Genomic DNA, 21,080 nt, shown 5'->3' on the forward strand with positions numbered 1-21,080 from the left:
GAGGGGCGCTGCGAGGTACTACTCGGCCGCTCCGTACATGCGGTCGCCCGCGTCGCCGAGGCCCGGGACGATGTAGCCCTGCTCGTTGAGACGCTCGTCGACCGAGGCCGTCACGACCGTCACCGGGGTGCCGGCCAGCTCGCGCTCCATCAGTTCGACACCCTCGGGGGCGGCGAGCAGCACCACGGCGGTCACGTCGTCGGCGCCGCGCTTGATCAGCTCCTTGATGGACGCGACCAGGGTGCCGCCGGTGGCCAGCATGGGGTCGAGGACGTACACCTGGCGGCCGGACAGGTCGTCCGGCATGCGCGTGGCGTACGTGGAGGCCTGGAGCGTCTCCTCGTTGCGCACCATGCCGAGGAAGCCCACCTCGGCGGTCGGCAGCAGCCGGACCATGCCGTCGAGCATGCCGAGACCGGCCCGCAGGATCGGCACCACCAGCGGGCGCGGGTGGGAGAGCTTGACGCCGGTGGTCTGCGTCACCGGCGTGTGGATGTCGACCTGTTCGGTGCGCACGTCGCGCGTGGCCTCGTAGGCGAGCAGGGTGACCAGCTCGTCGGCGAGACGGCGGAAGGTCGCGGAGTCGGTGCGCTGGTCGCGCAGCGTGGTGAGCTTGTGGGCGACCAGGGGGTGGTCGACGACGTGGAGACGCATGTCCACCACAGTAACCGGGCCCCGTGGGGGCGGCGTCCCCGCGGCGGGCAAGGCCCCGGGCGCGGCTCCACTCGTTCGCGGGCGTCAAACCGCTCGGTCGGGGGAAGGTGGAAGAGACGGACGCTGGGTGGTGAGACTGTGCCTGACCGGGACTTCCACAACACGCCGTCCCCCGGCGGGGGGCGGGCGACGGAACGCGGAGCCGCGCCGAGTGCGGTGCCCGAGGAACGGGAGCGCGAGGCGGAACGGCGTCGGCGCCGGGCCCAGTTCCTGCGTGATCTGGCGGAGGCGCGCCAGTTGCGGGACCGCGTGCAGCCGCGCCGCGTCAAGACCGCCCGGCTGCGGCACGCGATGCGCATGCGCACCTTTCGCTGGTAGTCCCTCCTCTCGCCGGTGGTCCCTCCTCGGCAGAACTTCCTGACCCGGCCGGGGAAGATCGCGCGCCGCGCCGACGTTGGTGGTGACGGACGTACGCGGGGACCGCGAGAATCCGCGTACGATCCGCACGTGGCGGCGACGAGAGCACTGCCGGCCGGCAGCCCGGGGACGCACCTTCCCGGACGCCGGTCGAAACAGCCGGACACAGGGCGGCGAAGACGTCCCCTGAGTGCCTTGTTTCTGCCACGATTCCGAGTGGGTGGGGCTCGGAGCACCGCTCCCCCGCCCGTAGCCTCCGCCGGGGGGATCCCCAACCGGCACGCCTAGGACCAGTGGGAGAGTCACGGTGTACTTCGCCGCACTGCTCGCGCGCACCGAAGACGGGTGGGAAGCGAGCGACACGGAGCTCGACGATGTGGAAACCCTGTCGGATCTTGCCGACCTGGCCCGGGAGGCCTCTCCCGACGAGGACACGGTGCTCGTGCTGATCGAGCAGGAGGACGCGTGGTTCGGAGTCGTCCGGGTGGACGGTGAGGAGGACCCCCGTATCTACGTCTCGGACGCCGCCGCGGCCGCCCGCAGCAGCTACGGCGAGATCCTGCTCACCGACGAGCTGCTCGGCCGGGAACCGGGTGACGAGGGCGACGACCTCGACGCCCTCGACCTCGACGGCACCGAGGACGGCGAGTCCGACGACGACGAGGAGGACGGGGGCGACGGCGCCGCCGCGGCCGCCGGATCGGGCGAGGCCGTGCCGCACGGGCCGGTCGGCGACGCCGAGGTCCTCGACGACCTCGGGGTGAGCGAGAAGGAGCTGCGCTCGATGTCCGGGGACGCGGTCGGGGAGATCGCCGAGGCGCTGGGCGTCTCCGACGTCCTGGAGACCGTCCGCTGACCGCGCCGACCGGTCAGTGGCCCGAGGAGGCACCGCCCGATCCGGTGCGCGACCGGTGGCGGGCCGCGATGCGGCTCGCCCTCGTCGAGGCCGGGCGGGCGGCGGAGGGCGGGGACGTGCCCGTCGGCGCCGTCGTGCTGGCGCCGGACGGCCGCACCGTGCTCTCCGCCGGGCACAACGAACGTGAGGCCACCGGGGATCCGACGGCCCACGCCGAGGTCCTCGCGATCCGGCGGGCCGCAGTGGAGCTGGGCGAGTGGCGGCTGTCCGGGTGCACGCTCGTCGTCACCCTGGAGCCCTGCACGATGTGCGCGGGCGCGCTCGTGCAGTCCCGCGTGGACCGCGTGGTCTACGGCGCCCGCGACGACAAGGCGGGCGCGGTCGGGTCCCTGTGGGACGTCGTGCGCGACCGGCGCCTCAACCACCGGCCCGAGGTGATCGAGGGCGTGCTCGCGGACGACTGCGCCCGGCCGCTCAAGGACTTCTTCCGCGACCGCTGAGCCGGTCCCGGCGGGGTGCCGGGACGGCTGCCCGTACGGTCGTTCGTCGGCCGCAATACCGATTTCTGAGCACGCCGCCGCGTGCTGTAAGGTCTGTCTCGGTAGCGTGTCCGAGCGGCCGAAGGAGCTCGCCTCGAAAGCGAGTGTGGCGCAAGTCACCGAGGGTTCAAATCCCTCCGCTACCGCTTTGGAAGGGCCCCGTCGAAAGACGGGGCCCTTCGTGCGATCATGAGCGACCGAAGGCGTGAGTCGAAAGGGACAGGGGAGGCCGCGGTGGCGGTGAACTCGAAGAAGATCGCCGTCTATGTGCTCGTGGTCTTCGTGCTGTACGTGATCATCACCGATCCGGCCAAGGCAGCCGACTACGTACAGATAGGTTTCCAGGGCATATCGGACGCGGCGGGCGCCGTGGGCGACTTCATGACCTGGGCCGCCAACGGAGGAGAGTGATGATCCGCCACCTCGTGCTGTTCAAGCTGAACGACGGCGTCGGGCGCGAAGACCCGCGCGTCGTGGAGGGCGTCGAGGCCTTCCGGGCGCTCGGCGGCCAGATCGACGACCTCCGCTTCTGGGAATGCGCCTGGAACATCAGCGAGCGGCCCATCGCCTACGACTTCGCCATCAACTCGGCGGTGGACGACGCCGACGCCCTCAAGCGCTACCTCGAACACCCGGCGCACCAGGCGGGCGTCGCGCTGTGGCGGGAGTTCGCCACCTGGGTGATCGCCGACTACGAGTTCTAGTACCACCGCGGACCTCTGAGCCCCTTCGGCCCGCGCCCCGGCCCCGCACCCGTTCGGTGCGGGGCCTTTCGCATTCGCTCAACACGGCGTTATGCGGTGCTTGCACACAGTGGACATGTCTTGTGATGCTATGACCGCTTTTGACGGATGAATTGACGGAAGAGTTGACAGATCACGAGGTGGAGTTGACCGTGCCGGCCAGTACTGCGCCTCAAGCACCGCCCGCGCCGCCCGCCCAGGCCCAGGAGGCCCCCGCGCCGCAGCGCAGCCGGGGTGCCGACACCCGGGCCCTGACCCAGGTGCTCTTCGGCGAACTGAAGGGCCTCACCCCGGGCACACCGGAGCACGACCGGGTGCGCGCGGCGCTCATCGAGGCCAACCTCCCGCTGGTGCGCTACGCCGCCGCCCGGTTCCGCTCCCGCAACGAGCCGATGGAGGACGTCGTCCAGGTCGGCACCATCGGGCTGATCAACGCCATCGACCGCTTCGACCCGGAGCGGGGCGTGCAGTTCCCGACGTTCGCGATGCCCACGGTGGTCGGGGAGATCAAGCGGTACTTCCGCGACAACGTCCGCACGGTGCACGTGCCGCGCCGGCTGCACGAGCTGTGGGTGCAGGTCAACAGCGCCACCGAGGACCTCACCACCGCCTTCGGGCGCTCCCCGACCACCGCCGAGATCGCCGAGCGGCTGCGCATCACCGAGGAGGAGGTGCTCTCCTGCATCGAGGCGGGACGGTCGTACCACGCCACCTCGCTGGAGGCCGCGCAGGAGGGCGACGGGCTGCCCGGGCTCCTCGACCGGCTCGGCTACGAGGACCCGGCGCTGGACGGGGTCGAGCACCGCGACCTGGTGCGCCACCTGCTCGTCCAACTTCCCGAGCGGGAGCAGCGGATCCTGCTGCTGCGCTACTACAGCAACCTCACGCAGTCCCAGATCAGTGCCGAACTCGGCGTCTCCCAGATGCACGTCTCGCGGCTACTGGCGCGTAGTTTCCAGCGTTTGAGGTCCGCCAACCGGATCGACGCGTAAGCTCGGCCGGGACTCCGGGGGGAGTCGAAAGCGCGAGCGAGGCGTCACCGGCGAGAGCGAATCGCTCACCAGGGCCGTTGCGGACGGAATCGGGCTGAAAGCCCATCAGACCCCCTGTTTCCAGGGGGTATTCGCATCTCGGATGTCGACATGTCACTACAGCGCGTTGCCGACATGTGACATTCTGCCGGAGACGCGTTTGCCGGGGCTTCGGCTCCGGTATTCAGGTGAAGGCTGCGTTCCCGGCGTGGGAGCGTGTGCCGCGACCGTCCCGCGACCCAAAGGGGGTGGCATGTCCGCAGAACAGGGCAGCTCGAAGGTGCTCGCGCTCGCGGAGAGCGAGACCGCGCCCGACTCGATCGAGGCGCTCGCCTCCGTCGAGCCCGTCGGCCCCATCGACTCCGTCGGCTCCGTCGACGGCACTCAGGCCGGCGACGCCGTGCCGGACCTCGACGCCGTGCCGGCCCAGGCCCTCCCGGCCACCGAGGCCATCGACACCCGCACCCTGTCCCGCTCCCTGTTCCTGCGGCTCGCCGCCCTCGACGCGGACAGCCCCGAGCGTGCCTACGTCCGGGACACCCTGATCGAGCTCAACCTCCCGCTGGTGCGTTACGCCGCCGCGCGCTTCCGCTCCCGCAACGAGCCGATGGAGGACATCGTCCAGGTCGGCACCATCGGCCTGATCAAGGCGATCGACCGCTTCGACTGCGAACGGGGCGTCGAGTTCCCGACGTTCGCCATGCCGACCGTCGTCGGCGAGATCAAGCGGTTCTTCCGCGACACCTCGTGGTCGGTGCGCGTCCCGCGCCGCCTCCAGGAGCTGCGCCTGGCCCTGACGAAGGCCAGCGACGAGCTGTCCCAGAAGCTGGACCGCTCTCCGACCGTGGGTGAGCTGGCCACCGTCCTCGGCGTGTCCGAGGAGGACGTCGTCGACGGCCTCGCGGTCGGCAACGCCTACACCGCCTCCTCGCTGGACTCCCCGGCCCCGGAGGACGACGGCGGCGAGGGCTCGCTGGCGGACCGCCTGGGCTACGAGGACACCGCGCTGGAGGGCGTGGAGTACCGCGAGTCCCTCAAACCGCTGCTGGCCAAGCTGCCGCCCCGGGAGCGGCGGATCATCATGCTGCGCTTCTTCGCCAACATGACCCAGTCGCAGATCGGCGAGGAGGTCGGCATCTCGCAGATGCACGTCTCCCGGCTGCTCACCCGCACCCTGTCGCAGCTGCGCGAAGGGCTCATCTCGGACTGAGCCCGCGCCGCGGGAGAGTCCGTACGACAGCGCGGCGACCGCCGTGGCACCTCGGGGGTGCCGCGGCGGTCGCCTTCGTATGTGCCGCCACCGGCCGCAGGGGCCGGTGCCTGTTCCGGCCGCAGGGGCCGGTGCCTGTTCCTAGCCGAGCGCCAGCCAGGCCACGGCCGCGACGACGATCACGGCGGCCACGATGCCGACGATCAGGCCGACGCGGGGCCCGGAGGAGGCGGCGGGGGCCGCCTGCCGGCTCTGCGGGGCGTCGTCGACGAACGCGCGGAACATCTGGGTGCTGCCTGCGGGGTCGTTATTGCCCTGGGGGCCCTGGGTGTTAGCCATGGGCCGAGACACTAGCGAATCCCCGAGTGCGGCCCAAGTGCGGGGCCGCCGAGTGCTCTTGACCCGACCCACCCTTTACCACCTGCGCATTTACTTTCGCAATACTTGCCTTTGCCAACTTTTTATGCCGCACCGGCCGTTTTTGTTTGCCTGTAGCAACTAACTGATCCTATGGTTGCCCTAAGCAACGAATCGGGAGGTGCGCATGGCCGAGAGGGCTCAGTACGAGGAGCTGATCCGCCAGTTCAGCGCCTTCGGCGCCGTGAAGCGGGAGATGGGGCGGCTGCTGCCGTCGGACTGTCCCGGCGGGTCCGTCGCCGTACTGACACTGCTCGGCCGTCACGGGGACATGCGCATGAGCAAGCTCGCGGAGCTGCTCGCGGTCGACATGTCGGTGACCAGCCGCCACGTCGCCCACGGCGCCGAGCGGGGCTGGATCGAACGCCTTCCCGACCCCGCGGACAAGCGCTCGCGCATCCTGCGTCTGACGGCCGCCGGGCAGGAGCAGCTCGACGAGATCGCCGAGCGGACCACCCAGCTGCTCTCCCACCGTCTGAGCGACTGGTCCGACGACGAGGTCGGCCAGCTCTCCCGGCTCATGGCCCGCCTCAGGGCCAGCTTCGACGACTGCCGGGCCCCCGCGGCCCGGCCTCCCGCACTGTCCGGGGACGAACCGTCCACCCGTACACCCGCGATCACCACGTAAGTAAAGGAAGTCCATGGCAACGACCACACCAGCCGGTGTGCGGGCTCATGCCAAGCACGGGGGAGGCTCCTCCGGAGACGCTCCGATGACGCACCGGCAGATCATGGAGGCCTTGTCCGGGCTGCTGCTCGGCATGTTCTGCGCGATCCTGTCCTCCACCATCGTCACCAACGCCCTGCCCGAGATCATCGGTGACCTCGGCGGCGGCCAGAGCGCCTACACCTGGGTCGTCACGGCCTCGCTGCTGACGATGACCGCCTCCACCCCCCTGTGGGGCAAGCTCGCGGACCTGTTCAGCAAGAAGGCCCTGGTCCAGATAGCCCTGATCGTCTACGTCGTCGGCTCCGTCGTGGCCGGTCTGGCGCAGAACCCCGCGATGCTGATCACCGCGCGGGCCATCCAGGGCCTGGGCGCCGGTGGTCTGTCCGCCCTGGCGCAGATCATCATGGCCGCGATGATCTCCCCGCGTGAGCGCGGGCGCTACTCCGGCTACCTCGGCGCCACCTTCGCCGTCGCCACCGTCGGCGGTCCGCTGCTCGGCGGTGTCATCACCGACACCAGCTGGCTCGGCTGGCGCTGGTGCCTCTACGTCGGCGTGCCCTTCGCGATCCTCGCGCTGATCGTGCTGCAGAAGACGCTGCACCTGCCGGTGCTCAAGCGGAAGGTCAAGGTCGACTGGGCCGGCGCCTTCTTCGTCACCGCGGCCGTCTGCCTGCTGCTCGTCTGGGTCACCTTCGCCGACGACAAGTACTCCTGGATGTCGTGGCAGACCGGCGCCATGGTCGGCGGCGCGATCGTGCTGACGCTGCTCTTCCTGCTCGTCGAGTCGAAGGCCAGCGAGCCGATCATCCCGCTGCGCCTGTTCAAGAACCGCACCATCACCCTGGCCTCGCTGGCCTCGCTGTTCGTCGGCATCGCGATGTTCGCGGGCACCGTCTACTTCAGCCAGTACTTCCAGCTGGCCCGGGACAAGTCCCCGACCATGTCGGGTGTCATGACGATCCCGATGATCGGCGGTCTGTTCATCTCCTCCACGGTCTCCGGTCAGGTCATCACCAAGACCGGCAAGTGGAAGGGCTGGCTGCTGGCCGGCGGCGTGCTGCTGACCGCGGGCCTGGGCCTGCTCGGCACCATGCGCTACGACACCCCGTACTGGCACATCGGCATCTTCATGGCGCTGATGGGTCTCGGCGTCGGCATGATGATGCAGAACCTGGTGCTCTGCACGCAGAACCAGGTGGACCCGAGCGACCTGGGTGCCGCGTCCTCCACGGTCACCTTCTTCCGGTCCCTCGGCGGCGCGGTGGGCGTCTCGGTGCTCGGCTCCGTGATGTCGACCCGGATCAGCCACTACGCCTCGGACACCATCGGTTCGCTCAGCCCGCAGGAGCAGGCGGCGGCCGCCAAGGCCTCCGGCAGCGGCGCCATCCCCGACATGGACCTGCTGCCCCCCGGCATCCGTGAATGGCTGGAGAGCGCCTACGGGCACGGCATCGCGGACATCTTCCTGATCGTCGCCCCGATCGCCCTGCTCGCCTTCCTGGTGACGCTGTTCATCAAGGAGGTCCCGCTGCGCACCAAGGGCGCCCTCGCCCAGGCGTCGGAAGCCTCGGCCGAGTCCGCGCCGCCGGTGGCGGGCACCCCCGCGGAGGCCGTCCGCGTCGCCGACGAGCCGGTCCCGGCCGGTGCGATGGCGGCCGTGTCGGCCACGCCGTCCGGTGCTCCGGCCGCCTCCGCGGTCTCGGACACCTCGCCCGCCCCGGCCACCACGCAGCGTCTGGCCGCCGTCGCCACGACGACCGGCTCCGGTGAACCGAAGGCGCCCGTCTCCGGCGGCATCGCGGTGCGCGGCTTCGTCCGCGGCGCCGAGTCCGCGCCGGTCCCGCAGGCCGCGGTCACGCTGATCTCGCTGGCCGGCCGCCAGCTCGGCCGGTCCGTCGCCCAGGCCGACGGCTCCTACGCCGTCGACGCGCCGAGCGCCGGGTCGTACGTGCTGATCGCCTCCGCCGACGGCTTCCAGCCGCAGGCCTCCACCATCGTCGTCAACGACGAGCCGGTCGCCTACGACATCCTGCTCAGCGGCACCAGCGGGCTCACCGGCCTGGTCCGTGCCGTGGAGAGCGGGCTGCCGGTCAAGGACGCCATGGTGATCGTCACCGACGTGCGCGGCGACCTGCTGGCCAGCGCCGCCACCGGTGAGCAGGGCGAGTTCGCCTTCACCGAACTGGTGCCGGGCACGGTCACCGTCGCGGTCAACGCCGCCGGCTACCGGCCCCGCGCGCTGCCGCTGGAGGTGGGCGGCACCGGCGTCACCCGCGTCGAGGTCGACCTCCAGGCCGGGGCCCAGGTCCAGGGCGTCGTGCGGGCGCCGCACGGTCCGCTGGCCGACGCCCGGGTCACCCTGGTGGACGCGGCGGGCAACGTGATCGGCACGGCCACCACCGGGTCGGACGGGGCGTACGCCTTCACCGACCTGGACGCCGGTGAGTACACCGTCATCGCGACCGGCTACCCGCCGGTGGCCACCTCCCTGACGGTCGCCGGACCCGGTGCCGACGGTCACGACATCGATCTCGCCCACCCCGGCGAGTAGCAGAACCCCGGCCCGTGGTGGCGTGCGCGCTCTGAGCGGAGGTGCGCCCGCCCACCACGGGCCGGTTTCTTTACGACCACTTTCTGAGCCTTTGCAGGGAGAAAACGGGATGGGACTGACCGCGAGGATCCGAACGCGGGACGGATGGGCCGTGTCGCACGCGGTCGTCACGGTGACCGACATGACCGGCACGCAGGTGCTGCGCGCCGAGGCGGACACCGAGGGGGCCGTGCGGGACACCACCGCGCTGACGCCGGGGGCGTACACCGTCATCGTCACCGCGGTCGGCTACGCGCCGGCCGCCTCCAGCGCGATCGTCACCGCGAGCGGGCGGGCCGAGGTCGGCACGGTGACGCTGGCCCGCCAGGGCGGCACCGAACTGCCGCCGCCGGGGCCGTGGACGGTCGACCCGGCGCACTCCAGCGTGGCCGCCGTCGCGCAGCACCTGGGCATCTCCAGCGTGCGCGGGCGTTTCACCGACTTCGCCGCCACCGTCGAGATCGCGCCGGACGACGTCACCAAGTCCCGGGTGGAGGCGGTGATCCGGGCGGCCTCCATCGACACCGGCAACGGCATGCGCGACACCCACCTGCGCTCGGCCGACTTCCTGGACGTCGAGCGCCACCCGGAGATCACCTACCGGTCCACCGGCGTGAGCCAGGCCGGCCCGGACCGTTGGACCGTCCACGGCGAGCTGGGCCTGCACGGGGTCGTCCGCGAGGTCGACCTGGACCTGGCCTACCTCGGCACCGGCGCCGACCCCTGGGGCGGCACCCGGGCGGCCTTCCGGGCGACGGCGGAACTGCACCGCGAGGACTTCGCCATGAACTACAACCAGGTCGTCCAGGCCGGTATCGCCGCCATCGGCACGACGCTCAGGGTCGAGCTGGACATCCAGGCGGTCCAGGGGGAGTCACTGCCCGCGGTGTGACGCACCGCCGGTCGCCCGGGCCACCACCTCGGCGCACAGGTCCCGGAGCTTGACGTTCCGGTGCTGTGAGGCCCGGCGCAGCCGTTCCATGGCCCGGTGGGCGTCGATGCGCTCCCGGGCCATGAGCATGCCGACCGCCTGGTCTATGACGCTGCGGGAGAGCAGGGCGGTGCGCACATCGGCCGCCGAGGCCCGCTCCCGCTCGATGCGCAGGGCCTCGTTCACCGCGTCCGCGGCCCGCTCCGCGAAGGCGCGGGCCGCGTCCAGTGCCTGGGCCAGGGAGTCGGCCCCGAGGCCGTAGAGGTTGAGCGCGGCGCCCGTCTCGCCCTCGACGGCCAGCGGCAGCGCCAGCACACAGCGCACGCCGGTGGTCAGGGCGTACTCCGTGTACGCGGGCCAGCGGGTCTCGGTCGCCAGGTCCGGGGAGTACTGCGCGCTCCCCGTCTCGGCCGCGTCCACGCAGGGGCCCGAGCCGTTCTCGTACTGGCGCAGGTCCAGGCCGCTGGGCAGGCCGGTGCTGCCCGCCAGCGTCATCAGCCGGTCGGCGCGGCGCACCGTGACCGAACAGGCGTCGGCGCCGGGCACCTGCTGGACCGCCCGGTCGGTCAGGTCGCGCAGCAGGGTGTCCAGGCCCTGGGTGCGCGCGAGGGCGTGGTCAAGCGTCTGCGTGCTCGGGTCCGTTTCCGTGTCCGTGGTCTGCGGGGTCATGACCGTACGGATGTCCCGTCACCGTTCGGTCACACCTCTGCCGCCCGTACCGGAGTTCGCGTCGACGATGCGGCGGGCCAGGTCGCGCAGCTTCACGTTCTCCCGCTGGGAGGCCTTCACCAGGGACTCGAAGGCACCGGCCGCGTCGATGTCCAGCCGCTCCATCAGGATGCCGGTGGCCTGGCCGATCAGGTCCCGGGTGCGCATCGCCTCGGTGAGCTGCTCGCGCACGGTCGCCGAGTCCAGGGCGAGGGAGACGTGCGCGGTGAACAGCCGTCCGACGCGGGTGGCGTCCTCGTCGAAGGCCTGCGGCTTGCGGGCGTAGGCGGTCAGCACGGTCAGGCGGCGCCGGTCGGCGCGCAGCCGCAGGGACAGCGCCGAACGCAGGCCGAGCCCGGACAGGACGTTGCCGCCGCCGTCGGCCTCGCTGTCGTCCGTGCGCACCACGGGCGTGGTCCACAGGCGCTCCCAGTGCGGGTGCGGGATGTGGCCGGGGGTGTGGCCGCCCTGCCGGGGCTCGGCGGCGAAGCGCACGGTCTCGTCGGTCCAGGCCAGCGAGCGCAGCCGGCCGCCGCGCTGGATCTCCGCGATGCCCGCGTGCTCGGCGTCGGGCAGCAGGCGTACCGCCAGGGCGACGGCGGTGTTCATGGTGTCGTCGGGGGTGGCCGTCCCATGCAGGTGCTGAGCCGCCGCGGTCAGAGCCTCGGCCAGCTCGAAGCCCACCGGAAAACGCGGCAAATCAGTAAATTCGGACGCAGCCACCACGAACCTCTTCGGCAAGCGCGGCCTCACGGCCGTGCGCAGGAGAGCTCCGCAGCACATTCCCGACTGCGAGCACAGGACGAACAGCACTTTAGCTGCTCGGTTGCGTGCCGGTGACGCTCGGCCGACGGTCCGGGCGGACGGACGGACAGTGCACCTTCCGCGCCGCCCCGCGGCATGGTGCAATGGGGAGCGGGTCAGGAAGCGGCCCGGCCGGAAGCCCGACGGACGTCTGTCAGGTGAGTGCTGTGACCTTCCTCCCTCCCCAGTCCCGCGAACCGTGCGAGCCCTGTGATCCACCCGGGTGCGCCGTGCTCGCGATGCCCAGCGAGATCGACTTCTGCAACGCCTCGGGGCTGCTGCCCCTGATCACGACCGCCGTGGAGCAGCGCTCCGACGGGCTGCGCCTGCTCGTCCTCGACCTCTCCGCGACCCGTTTCATGGACTCCCAGGGGGTCCGTCTGATCGCCGCCGTGCGCCGTCTGCTGCCCGACCGGGCGCTGCTGCGCGTGGTGGCCGCCCCGAAGGGCGTGCCGAGCCGCGTCCTGGAACTCTCCGGCCTGCGCCGCGACGTGCCGGTCCACGACAACCTGGCGGAGGCGCTGCGCAGCGAGTGCGGGACGGCGCCCTAGGCTGGCCGCATGGCACCGAACATCGCGACGAACACCCGCGTCTCCCTGGCCGAGTTGCTGGACTTCGTACGCCCCCGGCACCGGGCGATCCTGCTGACCCGGCGGGCCGACGGCAGCCCGCAGGGGTCGCCGCTGACCTGCGGGGTCGACGACACCGGCCGGATCGTCGTCTCGACCTACCCCGAGCGGGCCAAGACCCGCAACGCGCGCCGTGACCCGAGGGTCAGCCTCCTCGTGCTCAGCGACGAGTGGAACGGCCCGTGGGTCCAGGTCGACGGCATCGCGGAGGTCCTCGACTCGCCCGACTCCGTCGAGCCGCTCGTGGAGTACTTCCGCAACATCTCCGGCGAGCACCCCGACTGGGACGAGTACCGGCAGGCCATGGTCAAGCAGGGCAAGTCCATCATCCGGGTGACGCCCGAGAAGTGGGGGCCGGTGGCGACGGGCGGCTTCCCGGCGCGGCTGGCGGCGGACGACTGAGGGTCCTCGGCCGGGGCGTGCGGCCGGCGCCCGGTCAGCCCCGTCCGACCATGGCGTCGATGCCCGCGACGAGCAGGTCGAGGGCGAACTCGAAGTCCCGTTCCAGCATCTCCGCGACGGTGTCGCCGCCCCGGGCCGCCATGATGCCCCGGGCGTCCTCGATGACGCCCGCGGTGTCCGGCAGCTCGGTCGCCGCGGTCATCGAGTCCCGGTAGTACTCCTCGGGGCTCAGCCCGGTGTCCGCCACCCGGGCGAGGAAACGGCCCTCGATGGTGCCGTAGCCGTAGACGAACTGGAAGACGGCGGAGATGGCGCCGGTCAGGCGGTGCGCGGGCAGCCCGCTGCGGCGCACGACGTCCTGCACCGACCGGGAGAACGCCAGCGAGTGCGGCCCGATGTTCAGGTAGGTGCCGACCAGCCGGGACGTCCAGGGGTGGCGGACCAGCAGCGCCCGGTTCTCCCGGGCCAGCGCGCGCAGTTCCTCGCGCCAGCCGAGGCCGGCGTCCGGGTCCGGGTGGCGCAGCTCGCCGAAGACGGCGTCCAGGGCGAGTTCGAGCAGCTGGTCCTTGGTGTCGACGTACCAGTACACGGACATCGCGGTGACGTTCAGCTCGGCGGCCAGGCGGCGCATGGAGAACCCGGTCAGGCCCTCGGCGTCCAGCAGCCGGACGGTGGCCCCGGTGATCCTGTCCCGGTCGAGCCCGGTCGGCTGCCCCCCGCGGCGCCCGCTGCGCCGCCCCTCCCCCGACAGCCACACACTGTCCCGCGGCCCCTCCCGCCCTGCCTTCGCCATGCGCACCTACCTCGCTCTCCCCATCACCGGTCATGCTAGGCGCCCCTGAAAGGGGCGCGAGGCGCGACGACATGCGGCTCCGCCGCGGGCGCGACCAGCCACGACCGGCCCGCGGCCGCGAACATGCCCCACTCCCCGCCCCCTTAGGCGCCCACCCGCTCCGCCTTGCGCAACAACACCGCCGCCACCACCCCGCCCAGCAACACCGCCACCGCCCCCACCAACTGACTGCTCGCCACTCCGGAGGAGAACGCGTCGAGGACCCGCCCTCGCTCCCCCTCCCCCCGCGCCGAGGCCAGCGCCGCCGGGAGCGACGCCGCCGCGACGGGGGTCAGCGCCGCGAACCGCGAGGTCAGCACCGCGCCCAGCACGGCCACGCCCAGCCCGTTGCCGAACTCCGCCAGCGTGCCGTTGACGCCCGCGCCGACCCCCGCCCTGGCCGGCGGGATCGCGCTCATCAGCGCGTGGGCCATGGCCGGGTTGCCGAGCGCGCACCCCACGCCGATCAGCAGCAGCCCCAGCAGCGTGCCGGCGTAGCCCTGGCCGGTCAGCGTGGCGATGGCCACCAGGCCCGCCGCCATCAGCACCATGCTCAGCAGCACCGCCACCGGCGTGCCGAGCCGGGCCAGCCACTTCGCCGCCACCCCGGAGAAGTTGAGCAGCACCACCGTCAGGGCCAGCGGCGCGGTCCGCAGCCCGGCCTCCAGCGGGCCGTACCCGAGCACGAACTGCAGGTGCTGGGTGAGCAGGAAGAGCGCACCGCCCATGCCGAAGGTGATCAGCACGAGACCGGCCACCGCGCCGGTGAACCGCTGGTCGCGGAAGAAGGTGAGGTCCAGCATCGGGTACGGGACGCGGCTCTCCCAGTGGGCGAAGAGCGCGAGCACGCCCACGGCGACGACGGCCGTGGCCAGGACCCGTCCCGACGTCCAGCCGTACTCCGGGCCGGAGATGATCGCGTAGACCAGCGCGGCCATGCCGATCGTGGAGAGGACGGCGCCCATCAGGTCGGGGCGGTCGCCCTGCCGGTTCTTCGACTCCGGGACCAGGGCCACGACCGCGACCAGGCCGAGGGCGACCACCGGCAGGTTGATCAGGAAGATCGCGCCCCACCGGAAGTGGTCCAGCACGAACCCGCCGATCAGCGGCCCACCGGCGAAGCCGAGCGCGCTGACCGCGCTCCAGATGCCGATGGCCTTGGCGTGCTCGGCGGGGGCGAAGATCTGCATGACCACGGCGAGCGTGGTGGTCAGCAGCAGGGCGCCGCCGACGCCCATGCCGGCCCGCGCCGCGATCAGTTGGCCGGTGGTGTCCGCGAGTCCGGCCGCCAGTGAGCCGATGCCGAACAGGGCGAGGCCGGTGGCCAGCATCTTCTTGCGGCCGTACCGGTCGGCGGCGCTGCCCGCGGTGAGCAGCAGGCCGGACTGGACGAGCGAGTAGGCGTTGATCATCCACTGGATGTCCGAGGTGGCCGCGCCCAGCTCGTCGGTGAGCGAGGGGATGGCCACGTTCAGCACGGTGTTGTCGAGGACCACCGTGAGCTGGGCGAGGCTGATGACACCGAGGATCAGCCAGCGCTGCGGGTGGCCCTGGACCGGGGGTGCGGTTCCCCGGTCCTCCGCGGATTCCTGGGGTGATGTCGTCATGCTGTACAGCGTATAGGAGGCCCTATACGCTGTACAACGGTGTCGTTCGGGGTGGTTCAGTCCGTCGGCGAGGTGAGGTCGTAGAAGGTGGCCGAGCCGACCGTGACCTCCTTGAAGTTGGCCACGACCCACGAGGTGATCCGCGACGCGGTGCCGGAGTCGCCGCCCATGCCGCCCCCGGTGCCGCCGCCGATGAAGTAGTGGATCCGGCCGTCCGCCACGTACTGCTTGAACTGGGCCAGGGTCGGCGACGGGTCGGTGCCGTTGAAGCCGCCGATCGCCATCACCGGGGCGCCGGTGCCGAGTTGGTAGCTCGCGGCGTTCTGGGAGCCGATCGCGGCGGCGGCCCAGGTGTAGGCGTCGGCGTCGGTCTCCAGCAGCTTCTTCGCCGCGGAGCCGACTTCGGCGCCGTTGAGCAGGCCGCCCATGCCGCCGCCGCCCGCGCCCATACGGCCGCCTTCGCCGGTCGGGCCGCCGGTCTGGCCGTTCGGTGTCTGGCCGTCCTGACCGTTGGGTGTCTGGCCGTTCGGTGTCTGGCCGTTCTGGTTGGTGCCTCCGGCGCCCGGGGCGGTGCCGCCGCCGGGGAAGCCGCCGCCTCCGGGACCGCCCTGGCCCTGCCCCTGGCCGGGCGCGTTCCCGCCGCCCGGGAAGCCGCCGCCCCCGGGACGGCCGCCACCGCCTGGCCCGCCGCCCATGCTCGCGCCGGCCGGACCGGCCGTGACGATGGAGCCGCTGTGCCCCTCCCGCACGGTGCTCAGCGTGTACGCGGTGGGCGCGGCCAGCGACGCCACGAGGCCCAGCCCGGCCGCCGCGAGGGCGGTCCGCCGCCCCAGCCGCCCGGCGAAGACCAGCCCCAGCGCGGCGACCAGGCCGCCGACCAGGACCGTCACCCTCAGCCAGGGGAGGTAGCCGGGCGTGCGGTCGAGCAGGACGTAGCCCCAGGCCGCGCTCGCCGTGACGGCGGCGGCGAGGGCGAGCGACGCCCAGGGCCGCGCGCGGCGTTCCCACAGCGTCGCGGCGCCCATGCCGGTCACGGCCGCCAGGTACGGCGCGAGGGCCACCGTGTAGTACTGGTGGAAGATGCCCGCCATGTAGCTGAAGACGGCCGTGGTCATCAGCAGCGAGCCGCCCCAGACCAGGAGGGACGCGCGTGCGGTGTCCGTGCGGGCGGCGCGGCGCGTGGCGAGCAGGCCCGCGGCCAGCAGGATCAGGGCGGCCGGGAGCAGCCAGGAGATCTGGCCGCCGATCTCGGAGTTGAACATCCGGTCCCAGCCGGTCTCGCCCCACTGCCCGCCACCGCCGCCGCCCATGCCGCCTCCGCCGCCGACGCTGCCGGTCTCCTCGCCGTTGAGGCGGCCGAGGCCGTTGTAGCCGAAGGTCAGCTCCAGGAAGCTGTTGTTCTGCGACCCGCCGATGTACGGGCGCGACGAGGCGGGCCACAGCTCGACGATCGCGACCCACCAGCCCCCGGAGACGACGATCGCGAGGGTCGCCAGGGCCAGCTGCCCCAGCCGCTTCCTCAGCCGCACCGGCGCGCAGACGCCGTAGACGAGGGCGAGGGCGGGCAGGATCAGGAAGGCCTGGAGGGTCTTCGCCAGGAACGCGAAGCCGATCGCGACGCCCGCCCACACCAGCCACTTGGTCCGGCCGTCCTCCAGCGCCCGTACGACGAGGTAGCAGGCGGCGGACATCAGCAGGGCGAGGAGCGCGTCCGGGTTGTTGAACCGGAACATCAGCGCCGCGACCGGGGTGAGCGCGAGGACGGCGCCCGCGACGAGCCCGGCCGCGGAGCTGAACCGGCGGCGTACGGCCGCGTACACGACGGCGACCGTGCCCACCCCCATCAGCACCTCGGGGACGAGGACCGACCAGGAGGAGAGGCCGAAGATCCGCACCGCCAGCGCCATCGGCCACAGCGCGGCCGGGGGCTTGTCGACGGTGATGGCGTTGCCCGCGTCGAGCGAGCCGAAGAAGAACGCCTTCCAGGACTGGCTGCCCGCCTGTACGGCCGCCGAGTAGAAGGAGTTGGCGTAACCGGAGGCGCTCAGGTTGTAGAGGTAGAGGAGGGCGGTGGCCAGCAGGAGGCCGAGGAAGGCCGGGCGTACCCAGCGGGGGTCCTCCGGGCGGCCGCGCCACACCCGGCCGAGCCGGGTCCGCAGCGGCTGCCGGGGCTGGCGGTGGGCGGGCGGTGACGTGGACGGCGGTCCACCGTCCCCGCCGACGGGGGTGTGCGCGCCGTCGGCGTGCGTGGCCGGGTCGTAGGGCGTCGTCATCGGGCGTCGCTCCAGGTGCGCTGCGGGTCCGGGAGGTGAGGTTCCGGAAGGTGAGGTTCCGGGAGGTGAGGTTCCGGCGAGGGGGCCGCGGGCTGCGGGTCCGGGAACACCCAGGCGCGGAAGAGCAGGAAGCGCAGCACGGTGGCCGCGAGGTTGGCTGCGATCAGCACCGCCAGCTCGGTGGAGTGGTCCGGGTCGGTCGTCGCCGCGCTCAGGGCGGCCAGCGAACCGCTGGTCAGCACGAGGCCGATGCCGAAGACGACCAGCCCCTGCGCCTGGTGCCGCACGGCGCCGCCCCGGCCCCGCACCCCGAAGGTCAGCCGCCGGTTGGCGGCGGTGTTGGCGACCGCCGAGACCAGCAGCGCGAGCGCGTTGGCGAGCTGGGAACCGGCGAAGTGCCGGAAGCCGCTGTAGAGGAGCAGGTAGAAGAGCGTGGACAGGGCGCCGACCACGCAGAAGCCGACGAGTTGCCGGGCCAGCCCCTGCGGTACGCCGGTCAGGTCGCGGTCGCGCGGGTCGTCGCCGAAGGGACGGGCCAGCCGGTCCAGCGGCAGCGAACCGGTGGCCAGAGCCTTGCCGACCCGCCACACGCCCTTGAGATCCTCGGTCGCCGTCCGCACGATGTGCACGGTGGAGTCAGGGTCGTCGACCCAGTCGACCGGCACCTCGTGGATCCGGCACCCGGCGCGCTCGGCGAGCACCAGCATCTCGGTGTCGAAGAACCAGCCGGTGTCCTCCACCAGCGGCAGCAGCACCTGGGCCACGTCCCGGCGGATCGCCTTGAAGCCGCACTGGGCGTCGGAGAAGCGGGCCTGGAGGGAGCCGCGCAGGATGAGGTTGTAGGTGCGGGAGATGAACTCCCGCTTGGCGCCGCGCACCACGCGTGAGCTGCGGGCGAGCCGGGAGCCGATCGCGAGGTCCGAGTGGCCGGAGATCAGCGGCGCCACCAGCGGCAGCAGCGCGTTCAGGTCGGTGGAGAGATCCACGTCCATGTAGGCGAGGACCGGCGCGTCCGAGGCCGACCAGACGGTCCTCAGGGCCCGGCCGCGCCCCTTCTGATCCAGCCGGACGGACCTGACCGCGCCGAGGTCGGCCGCGAGCCTGGCCGCGACGTGCGGGGTGCCGTCCGTGGAGGCGTTGTCCGCGACCGTGATGCGGAAGGCGTACGGGAACGTGCGGGTGAGGTGCTCGTGCAGTCTCCGGACGCACGGCCCGAGGTCCCTCTCCTCGTTGTAGACGGGGACCACTACGTCCAGGACAGGCGTACCGGCTGCCGCGGCCGGGAGGTGCTCCCGCGCCGGCAGGGAGCCGGGAGAAGAGTCGGTTCGCATGGCACCGACTCTTCTCAACCCCCCTGTCGCACCCGTGTGGTGAGACTGTGCCGCGCCTGTGAGTGCGCCCGCTCGACCGGCACCTGCTCCTGGTGCACCGCGGGCAGGCAGCGGTCGTCGACCGCAGGCGGATGCCGGTCGTCGACCGCGGGCAGGTACACGGTGAAGACCGTCCGGCCCGGCGCGCTGTCGACCGTGACGCCCCCGCCGTGCGCGGTCGTCACGGCCTGCACGATGGCGAGTCCGAGGCCCGTCGAGCCGGTCGCGCGGGACCGCGCCGAGTCCCCGCGCGCGAACCGCTCGAAGACGCGCGGCAGCAACTCGCGCGGGATGCCCGGCCCGTTGTCCACCACGTCCACGCAGAGCCAGGGCCCGTCGCGCCGCACGCGCGCCGTGACGGTCGTGTCCGGCGGGGTGTGGTTGCGGGCGTTGCCCAGCAGGTTGACCAGCACCTGCTGGAGCCGGGCCGGGTCCGCCGACACCAGGGCCGGTTCGTCGGGCAGGTCGAGCCGCCAGGTGTGGTCGAGACCGGCCGCACGGGCGTCGCTGACGGTGTCCACGACGAGCGGTACGAGGTCGGTGTGCCCGAACTCCAGCGGGCGCCCGGCGTCCAGGCGGGCGAGCAGCAGCAGGTCCTCGACCAGCAGGGTCATGCGGCCGGCCTCGGACTCGATGCGGCCCAGCGCGTGCCGGGTGTCGGGGCCGACCTGTTCGCGCCCCCGGCGGGTGAGTTCGGCGTAGCCGCGGATGGAGGCGAGGGGGGTGCGCAGTTCGTGGCTGGCGTCGGCGACGAACTGCCGTACCCGGGTCTCGCTCTGCTGCCGTGCGTGCAGGGCTCCGTGGACGTGGTCCAGCATCCGGTTGAGGGCGGAGCCGACCCGGCCGACCTCGGTGTGCGGGTCGCACTCGGACTCCGGGACCCGTTCGTCGAGGTTCACCTCGCCCGCGTGCAGCGGGAGTTCGGAGACCCGCCCGGCGGTGGCGGCGACCCGGCGCAGGGGGCGGGTGGCGACGCCGACGATGACGGCTCCGGCGAGGGAGGCGGCGACGAGACCGGCGGCGGTGACGCTGGCCTCGACGAGGATCAGGGTGTTGATGGTCTCGGTGACGTCGGCGGTGGGCAGGGCGGCGTAGTAGCCGTCGTGGTACTCGACGCGGTAGTCGCCGAGGCCGGGGATCTCGACGGTGTGCGCCCCGCCGTCCCGGGGGACGGAGGCGAGCGCGGTGCGCTGGGTCTCGTCGAGGGAGACGGCCGTCGTCCTGCTGGGGTCCGTGCTCTCGTCGTCCTTCTCGCCGTACTTGGCGTCGACGACGGTGCCGGCCCGGGTCTCGGCGACGATCGTGTCGCGCGGCTGCGGGCCGCCGTGCGTGACGAACTCGTCGAGGTCCATCCGCTGCTTCACCCCGCCGCCGGGTCCGGAGTCGCCCGGCGGCGGGGTGAAGCCGGACACGCGCCGCACCACCTCGCCCACCTGCCCGTCCAGCTGCTCGTACAGGTGCGAGCGCAGCGCCACCGTCGTCACCGTGCCGATCACCGCGCACACCACCGCGATCAGCGCCACGGACGCGACGACGAGCCGCGTCCGCAGGGTCCGCGGCCGCGGTCGTCGCCTGCGGCTCATGACACCGCGGGCTTGATCAGGTATCCGGCGCCGCGCCGGGTGTGGATCATCGGCTCGCGACCGGCGTCGATCTTCCGGCGCAGGTAGGAGATGTACAGCTCCACGACGTTGGCCTGGCCGCCGAAGTCGTAGGACCAGACGCGGTCCAGGATCTGCGCCTTGCTCAGCACCCGCCGCGGGTTGCGCATCAGGAAGCGCAGCAGCTCGAACTCGGTGGCGGTGAGGTGGATGCCGTCGCCGCCGCGGGTGACCTCGTGGCTGTCCTCGTCGAGGGTGAGGTCGCCGACGACGAGGACGGAGTCGGAGCGCCGGTCGGCGGCGCCGGAGCGGCGGATCAGTCCGCGCAGCCGGGCGACGACCTCCTCCAGGCTGAACGGCTTGGTGACGTAGTCGTCCCCGCCCGCGGTCAGTCCGGCGATCCGGTCCTCGACGGCGTCCTTGGCGGTCAGGAACAGCACCGGCACGTCCGGCAGGTCGCGGCGCAGCCGCCCCAGCACGCTCAGGCCGTCCATGTCGGGCAGCATCATGTCCAGTACGACGGCGTCGGGCCGGAACTCGCGGGCGGCCTGGACGGCGCCGTGGCCGTCCCCGGCGCTGCGGATCTGCCAGCCCTCGTAGCGCAGGGCCATGGACAGCAGTTCGGTGATGGACAGCTCGTCGTCCACTACAAGCACCCGGACGGGGCTCCCGTCCGGCCTCAGCAGTTCGGTGCGCCCCTGGGGCGAGGTCGTGGTCATACCGGACACCCTGTCGAGGCGCTCTGAGAAGGCCCTTTCCCCAGGCTGTGAATTCTCTGAGAAACGCACAGGCGCCT

22 protein-coding genes and 1 tRNA gene are annotated in these 21,080 nt (G+C 72.3%); 13 read left to right on the top strand and 10 right to left on the bottom strand.

The features are described from left to right. Positions 1 to 18: 18 nt before the first annotated feature. Positions 19 to 654 (bottom strand): uracil phosphoribosyltransferase, encoded by a 636-nt coding sequence (gene upp, locus ACGH52_RS18700; RefSeq protein ID WP_076975348.1) that lies wholly within the window; start codon positions 652 to 654, stop codon positions 19 to 21. Between the two features lie 138 nt (positions 655 to 792). On the opposite strand from upp, the gene ACGH52_RS18705 reads away from it, so the two are divergent. The 8 genes from ACGH52_RS18705 (at position 793) to ACGH52_RS18740 (ending at position 5,450) form a co-directional block, all read left to right on the top strand. Further along, a complete protein-coding gene (locus ACGH52_RS18705) occupies positions 793 to 1,032 on the top strand; it encodes a hypothetical protein (RefSeq protein ID WP_399940806.1) in 240 nt (79 codons plus the stop codon). Between the two features lie 346 nt (positions 1,033 to 1,378). After that, on the top strand, positions 1,379 to 1,927 hold the full coding sequence (locus ACGH52_RS18710) for a hypothetical protein (RefSeq protein ID WP_121702257.1): 549 nt from the start codon (positions 1,379 to 1,381) through the stop codon (positions 1,925 to 1,927). 68 nt (positions 1,928 to 1,995) lie between these two features. After that, positions 1,996 to 2,427 carry a tRNA adenosine(34) deaminase TadA gene (tadA, locus tag ACGH52_RS18715; RefSeq protein WP_121702265.1) on the top strand — a complete coding sequence of 144 codons (432 nt, stop codon included), beginning with the start codon at positions 1,996 to 1,998 and terminating at the stop codon, positions 2,425 to 2,427. Between the two features lie 100 nt (positions 2,428 to 2,527). Next, positions 2,528 to 2,612: transfer RNA gene (locus tag ACGH52_RS18720), tRNA-Ser, on the top strand. An 88-nt stretch (positions 2,613 to 2,700) separates the two neighbouring features. Continuing rightward, a complete protein-coding gene (locus ACGH52_RS18725) occupies positions 2,701 to 2,877 on the top strand; it encodes a hypothetical protein (protein ID WP_052836888.1) in 177 nt (58 codons plus the stop codon). Then, positions 2,877 to 3,170, top strand: coding sequence for a Dabb family protein (locus tag ACGH52_RS18730; RefSeq protein WP_121702258.1), 294 nt, complete (start codon positions 2,877 to 2,879; stop codon positions 3,168 to 3,170). The genes ACGH52_RS18725 and ACGH52_RS18730 overlap by 1 nt, the downstream gene beginning before the upstream one ends. Positions 3,171 to 3,361: 191 nt before the next feature. Beyond that, positions 3,362 to 4,201 (top strand): RNA polymerase sigma factor SigF, encoded by an 840-nt coding sequence (locus tag ACGH52_RS18735; RefSeq protein WP_030188868.1) that lies wholly within the window; start codon positions 3,362 to 3,364, stop codon positions 4,199 to 4,201. A 292-nt stretch (positions 4,202 to 4,493) separates the two neighbouring features. Then, positions 4,494 to 5,450: an RNA polymerase sigma factor SigF gene (locus tag ACGH52_RS18740; RefSeq protein ID WP_076975326.1), complete on the top strand. Its 957-nt coding sequence runs from the start codon at positions 4,494 to 4,496 to the stop codon at positions 5,448 to 5,450. Between the two features lie 141 nt (positions 5,451 to 5,591). Here the strand turns inward: ACGH52_RS18740 and ACGH52_RS18745 are convergent, their stop codons facing one another. Continuing rightward, the gene (locus tag ACGH52_RS18745) at positions 5,592 to 5,789 is read right to left on the bottom strand and encodes a hypothetical protein (protein WP_052836884.1); all 198 of its coding nucleotides are present in this window, start codon (positions 5,787 to 5,789) and stop codon (positions 5,592 to 5,594) included. A gap of 205 nt (positions 5,790 to 5,994) precedes the next feature. Here ACGH52_RS18745 and ACGH52_RS18750 point away from each other — a divergent pair, with 205 nt between their 5' ends. The 3 genes from ACGH52_RS18750 (at position 5,995) to ACGH52_RS18760 (ending at position 10,019) form a co-directional block, all read left to right on the top strand. Then, entirely contained in the window at positions 5,995 to 6,495 is a 501-nt protein-coding gene (locus ACGH52_RS18750) for a MarR family winged helix-turn-helix transcriptional regulator (protein ID WP_059303044.1), read from the top strand. A gap of 13 nt (positions 6,496 to 6,508) precedes the next feature. Then, entirely contained in the window at positions 6,509 to 9,088 is a 2,580-nt protein-coding gene (locus ACGH52_RS18755) for an MFS transporter (RefSeq protein ID WP_399940812.1), read from the top strand. A gap of 109 nt (positions 9,089 to 9,197) precedes the next feature. Next, positions 9,198 to 10,019, top strand: a complete 822-nt coding sequence (locus ACGH52_RS18760; RefSeq protein ID WP_399940814.1) for a YceI family protein — start codon at positions 9,198 to 9,200, stop codon at positions 10,017 to 10,019. Here the strand turns inward: ACGH52_RS18760 and ACGH52_RS18765 are convergent. Further along, positions 10,002 to 10,727, bottom strand: a complete 726-nt coding sequence (locus tag ACGH52_RS18765) for a GAF and ANTAR domain-containing protein (protein WP_399940816.1) — start codon at positions 10,725 to 10,727, stop codon at positions 10,002 to 10,004. The genes ACGH52_RS18760 and ACGH52_RS18765 overlap by 18 nt on opposite strands. 18 nt (positions 10,728 to 10,745) lie before the next feature. Next, positions 10,746 to 11,507 (bottom strand): ANTAR domain-containing protein, encoded by a 762-nt coding sequence (locus ACGH52_RS18770; RefSeq protein ID WP_193777631.1) that lies wholly within the window; start codon positions 11,505 to 11,507, stop codon positions 10,746 to 10,748. Between the two features lie 230 nt (positions 11,508 to 11,737). On the opposite strand from ACGH52_RS18770, the gene ACGH52_RS18775 reads away from it, so the two are divergent. Both ACGH52_RS18775 and ACGH52_RS18780 read left to right on the top strand, forming a co-directional pair. Beyond that, a complete protein-coding gene (locus ACGH52_RS18775; RefSeq protein ID WP_210975119.1) occupies positions 11,738 to 12,121 on the top strand; it encodes an STAS domain-containing protein in 384 nt (127 codons plus the stop codon). Between the two features lie 9 nt (positions 12,122 to 12,130). After that, a complete protein-coding gene (locus ACGH52_RS18780; RefSeq protein ID WP_210975120.1) occupies positions 12,131 to 12,601 on the top strand; it encodes a PPOX class F420-dependent oxidoreductase in 471 nt (156 codons plus the stop codon). Between the two features lie 34 nt (positions 12,602 to 12,635). Here the strand turns inward: ACGH52_RS18780 and ACGH52_RS18785 are convergent, their stop codons facing one another. The 6 genes from ACGH52_RS18785 to ACGH52_RS18810 form a co-directional block, all read right to left on the bottom strand. Next, the gene (locus ACGH52_RS18785) at positions 12,636 to 13,394 is read right to left on the bottom strand and encodes a TetR/AcrR family transcriptional regulator (RefSeq protein WP_399940819.1); all 759 of its coding nucleotides are present in this window, start codon (positions 13,392 to 13,394) and stop codon (positions 12,636 to 12,638) included. Positions 13,395 to 13,537: 143 nt separating this feature from the next. After that, entirely contained in the window at positions 13,538 to 15,040 is a 1,503-nt protein-coding gene (locus ACGH52_RS18790) for an MFS transporter (RefSeq protein WP_399940821.1), read from the bottom strand. Between the two features lie 56 nt (positions 15,041 to 15,096). After that, a complete protein-coding gene (locus ACGH52_RS18795) occupies positions 15,097 to 17,313 on the bottom strand; it encodes an ArnT family glycosyltransferase (protein ID WP_399940823.1) in 2,217 nt (738 codons plus the stop codon). Beyond that, the gene (locus ACGH52_RS18800) at positions 17,310 to 18,644 is read right to left on the bottom strand and encodes a glycosyltransferase (protein ID WP_399940826.1); all 1,335 of its coding nucleotides are present in this window, start codon (positions 18,642 to 18,644) and stop codon (positions 17,310 to 17,312) included. The genes ACGH52_RS18795 and ACGH52_RS18800 overlap by 4 nt, the downstream gene beginning before the upstream one ends. A 14-nt stretch (positions 18,645 to 18,658) precedes the next feature. Beyond that, positions 18,659 to 20,266, bottom strand: coding sequence for an ATP-binding protein (locus ACGH52_RS18805; protein ID WP_399940829.1), 1,608 nt, complete (start codon positions 20,264 to 20,266; stop codon positions 18,659 to 18,661). Beyond that, positions 20,263 to 21,003, bottom strand: coding sequence for a response regulator transcription factor (locus ACGH52_RS18810; protein WP_030188895.1), 741 nt, complete (start codon positions 21,001 to 21,003; stop codon positions 20,263 to 20,265). Before ACGH52_RS18810 ends, ACGH52_RS18805 begins: the two co-directional genes overlap by 4 nt. Between the last annotated feature and the right edge of the window lie 77 nt (positions 21,004 to 21,080).

The organism is Streptomyces sp. BBFR25, assembly GCF_044590125.1.
In the GTDB taxonomy this organism is placed as follows: Bacteria; Actinomycetota; Actinomycetes; order Streptomycetales; family Streptomycetaceae; genus Streptomyces; species Streptomyces canus_D.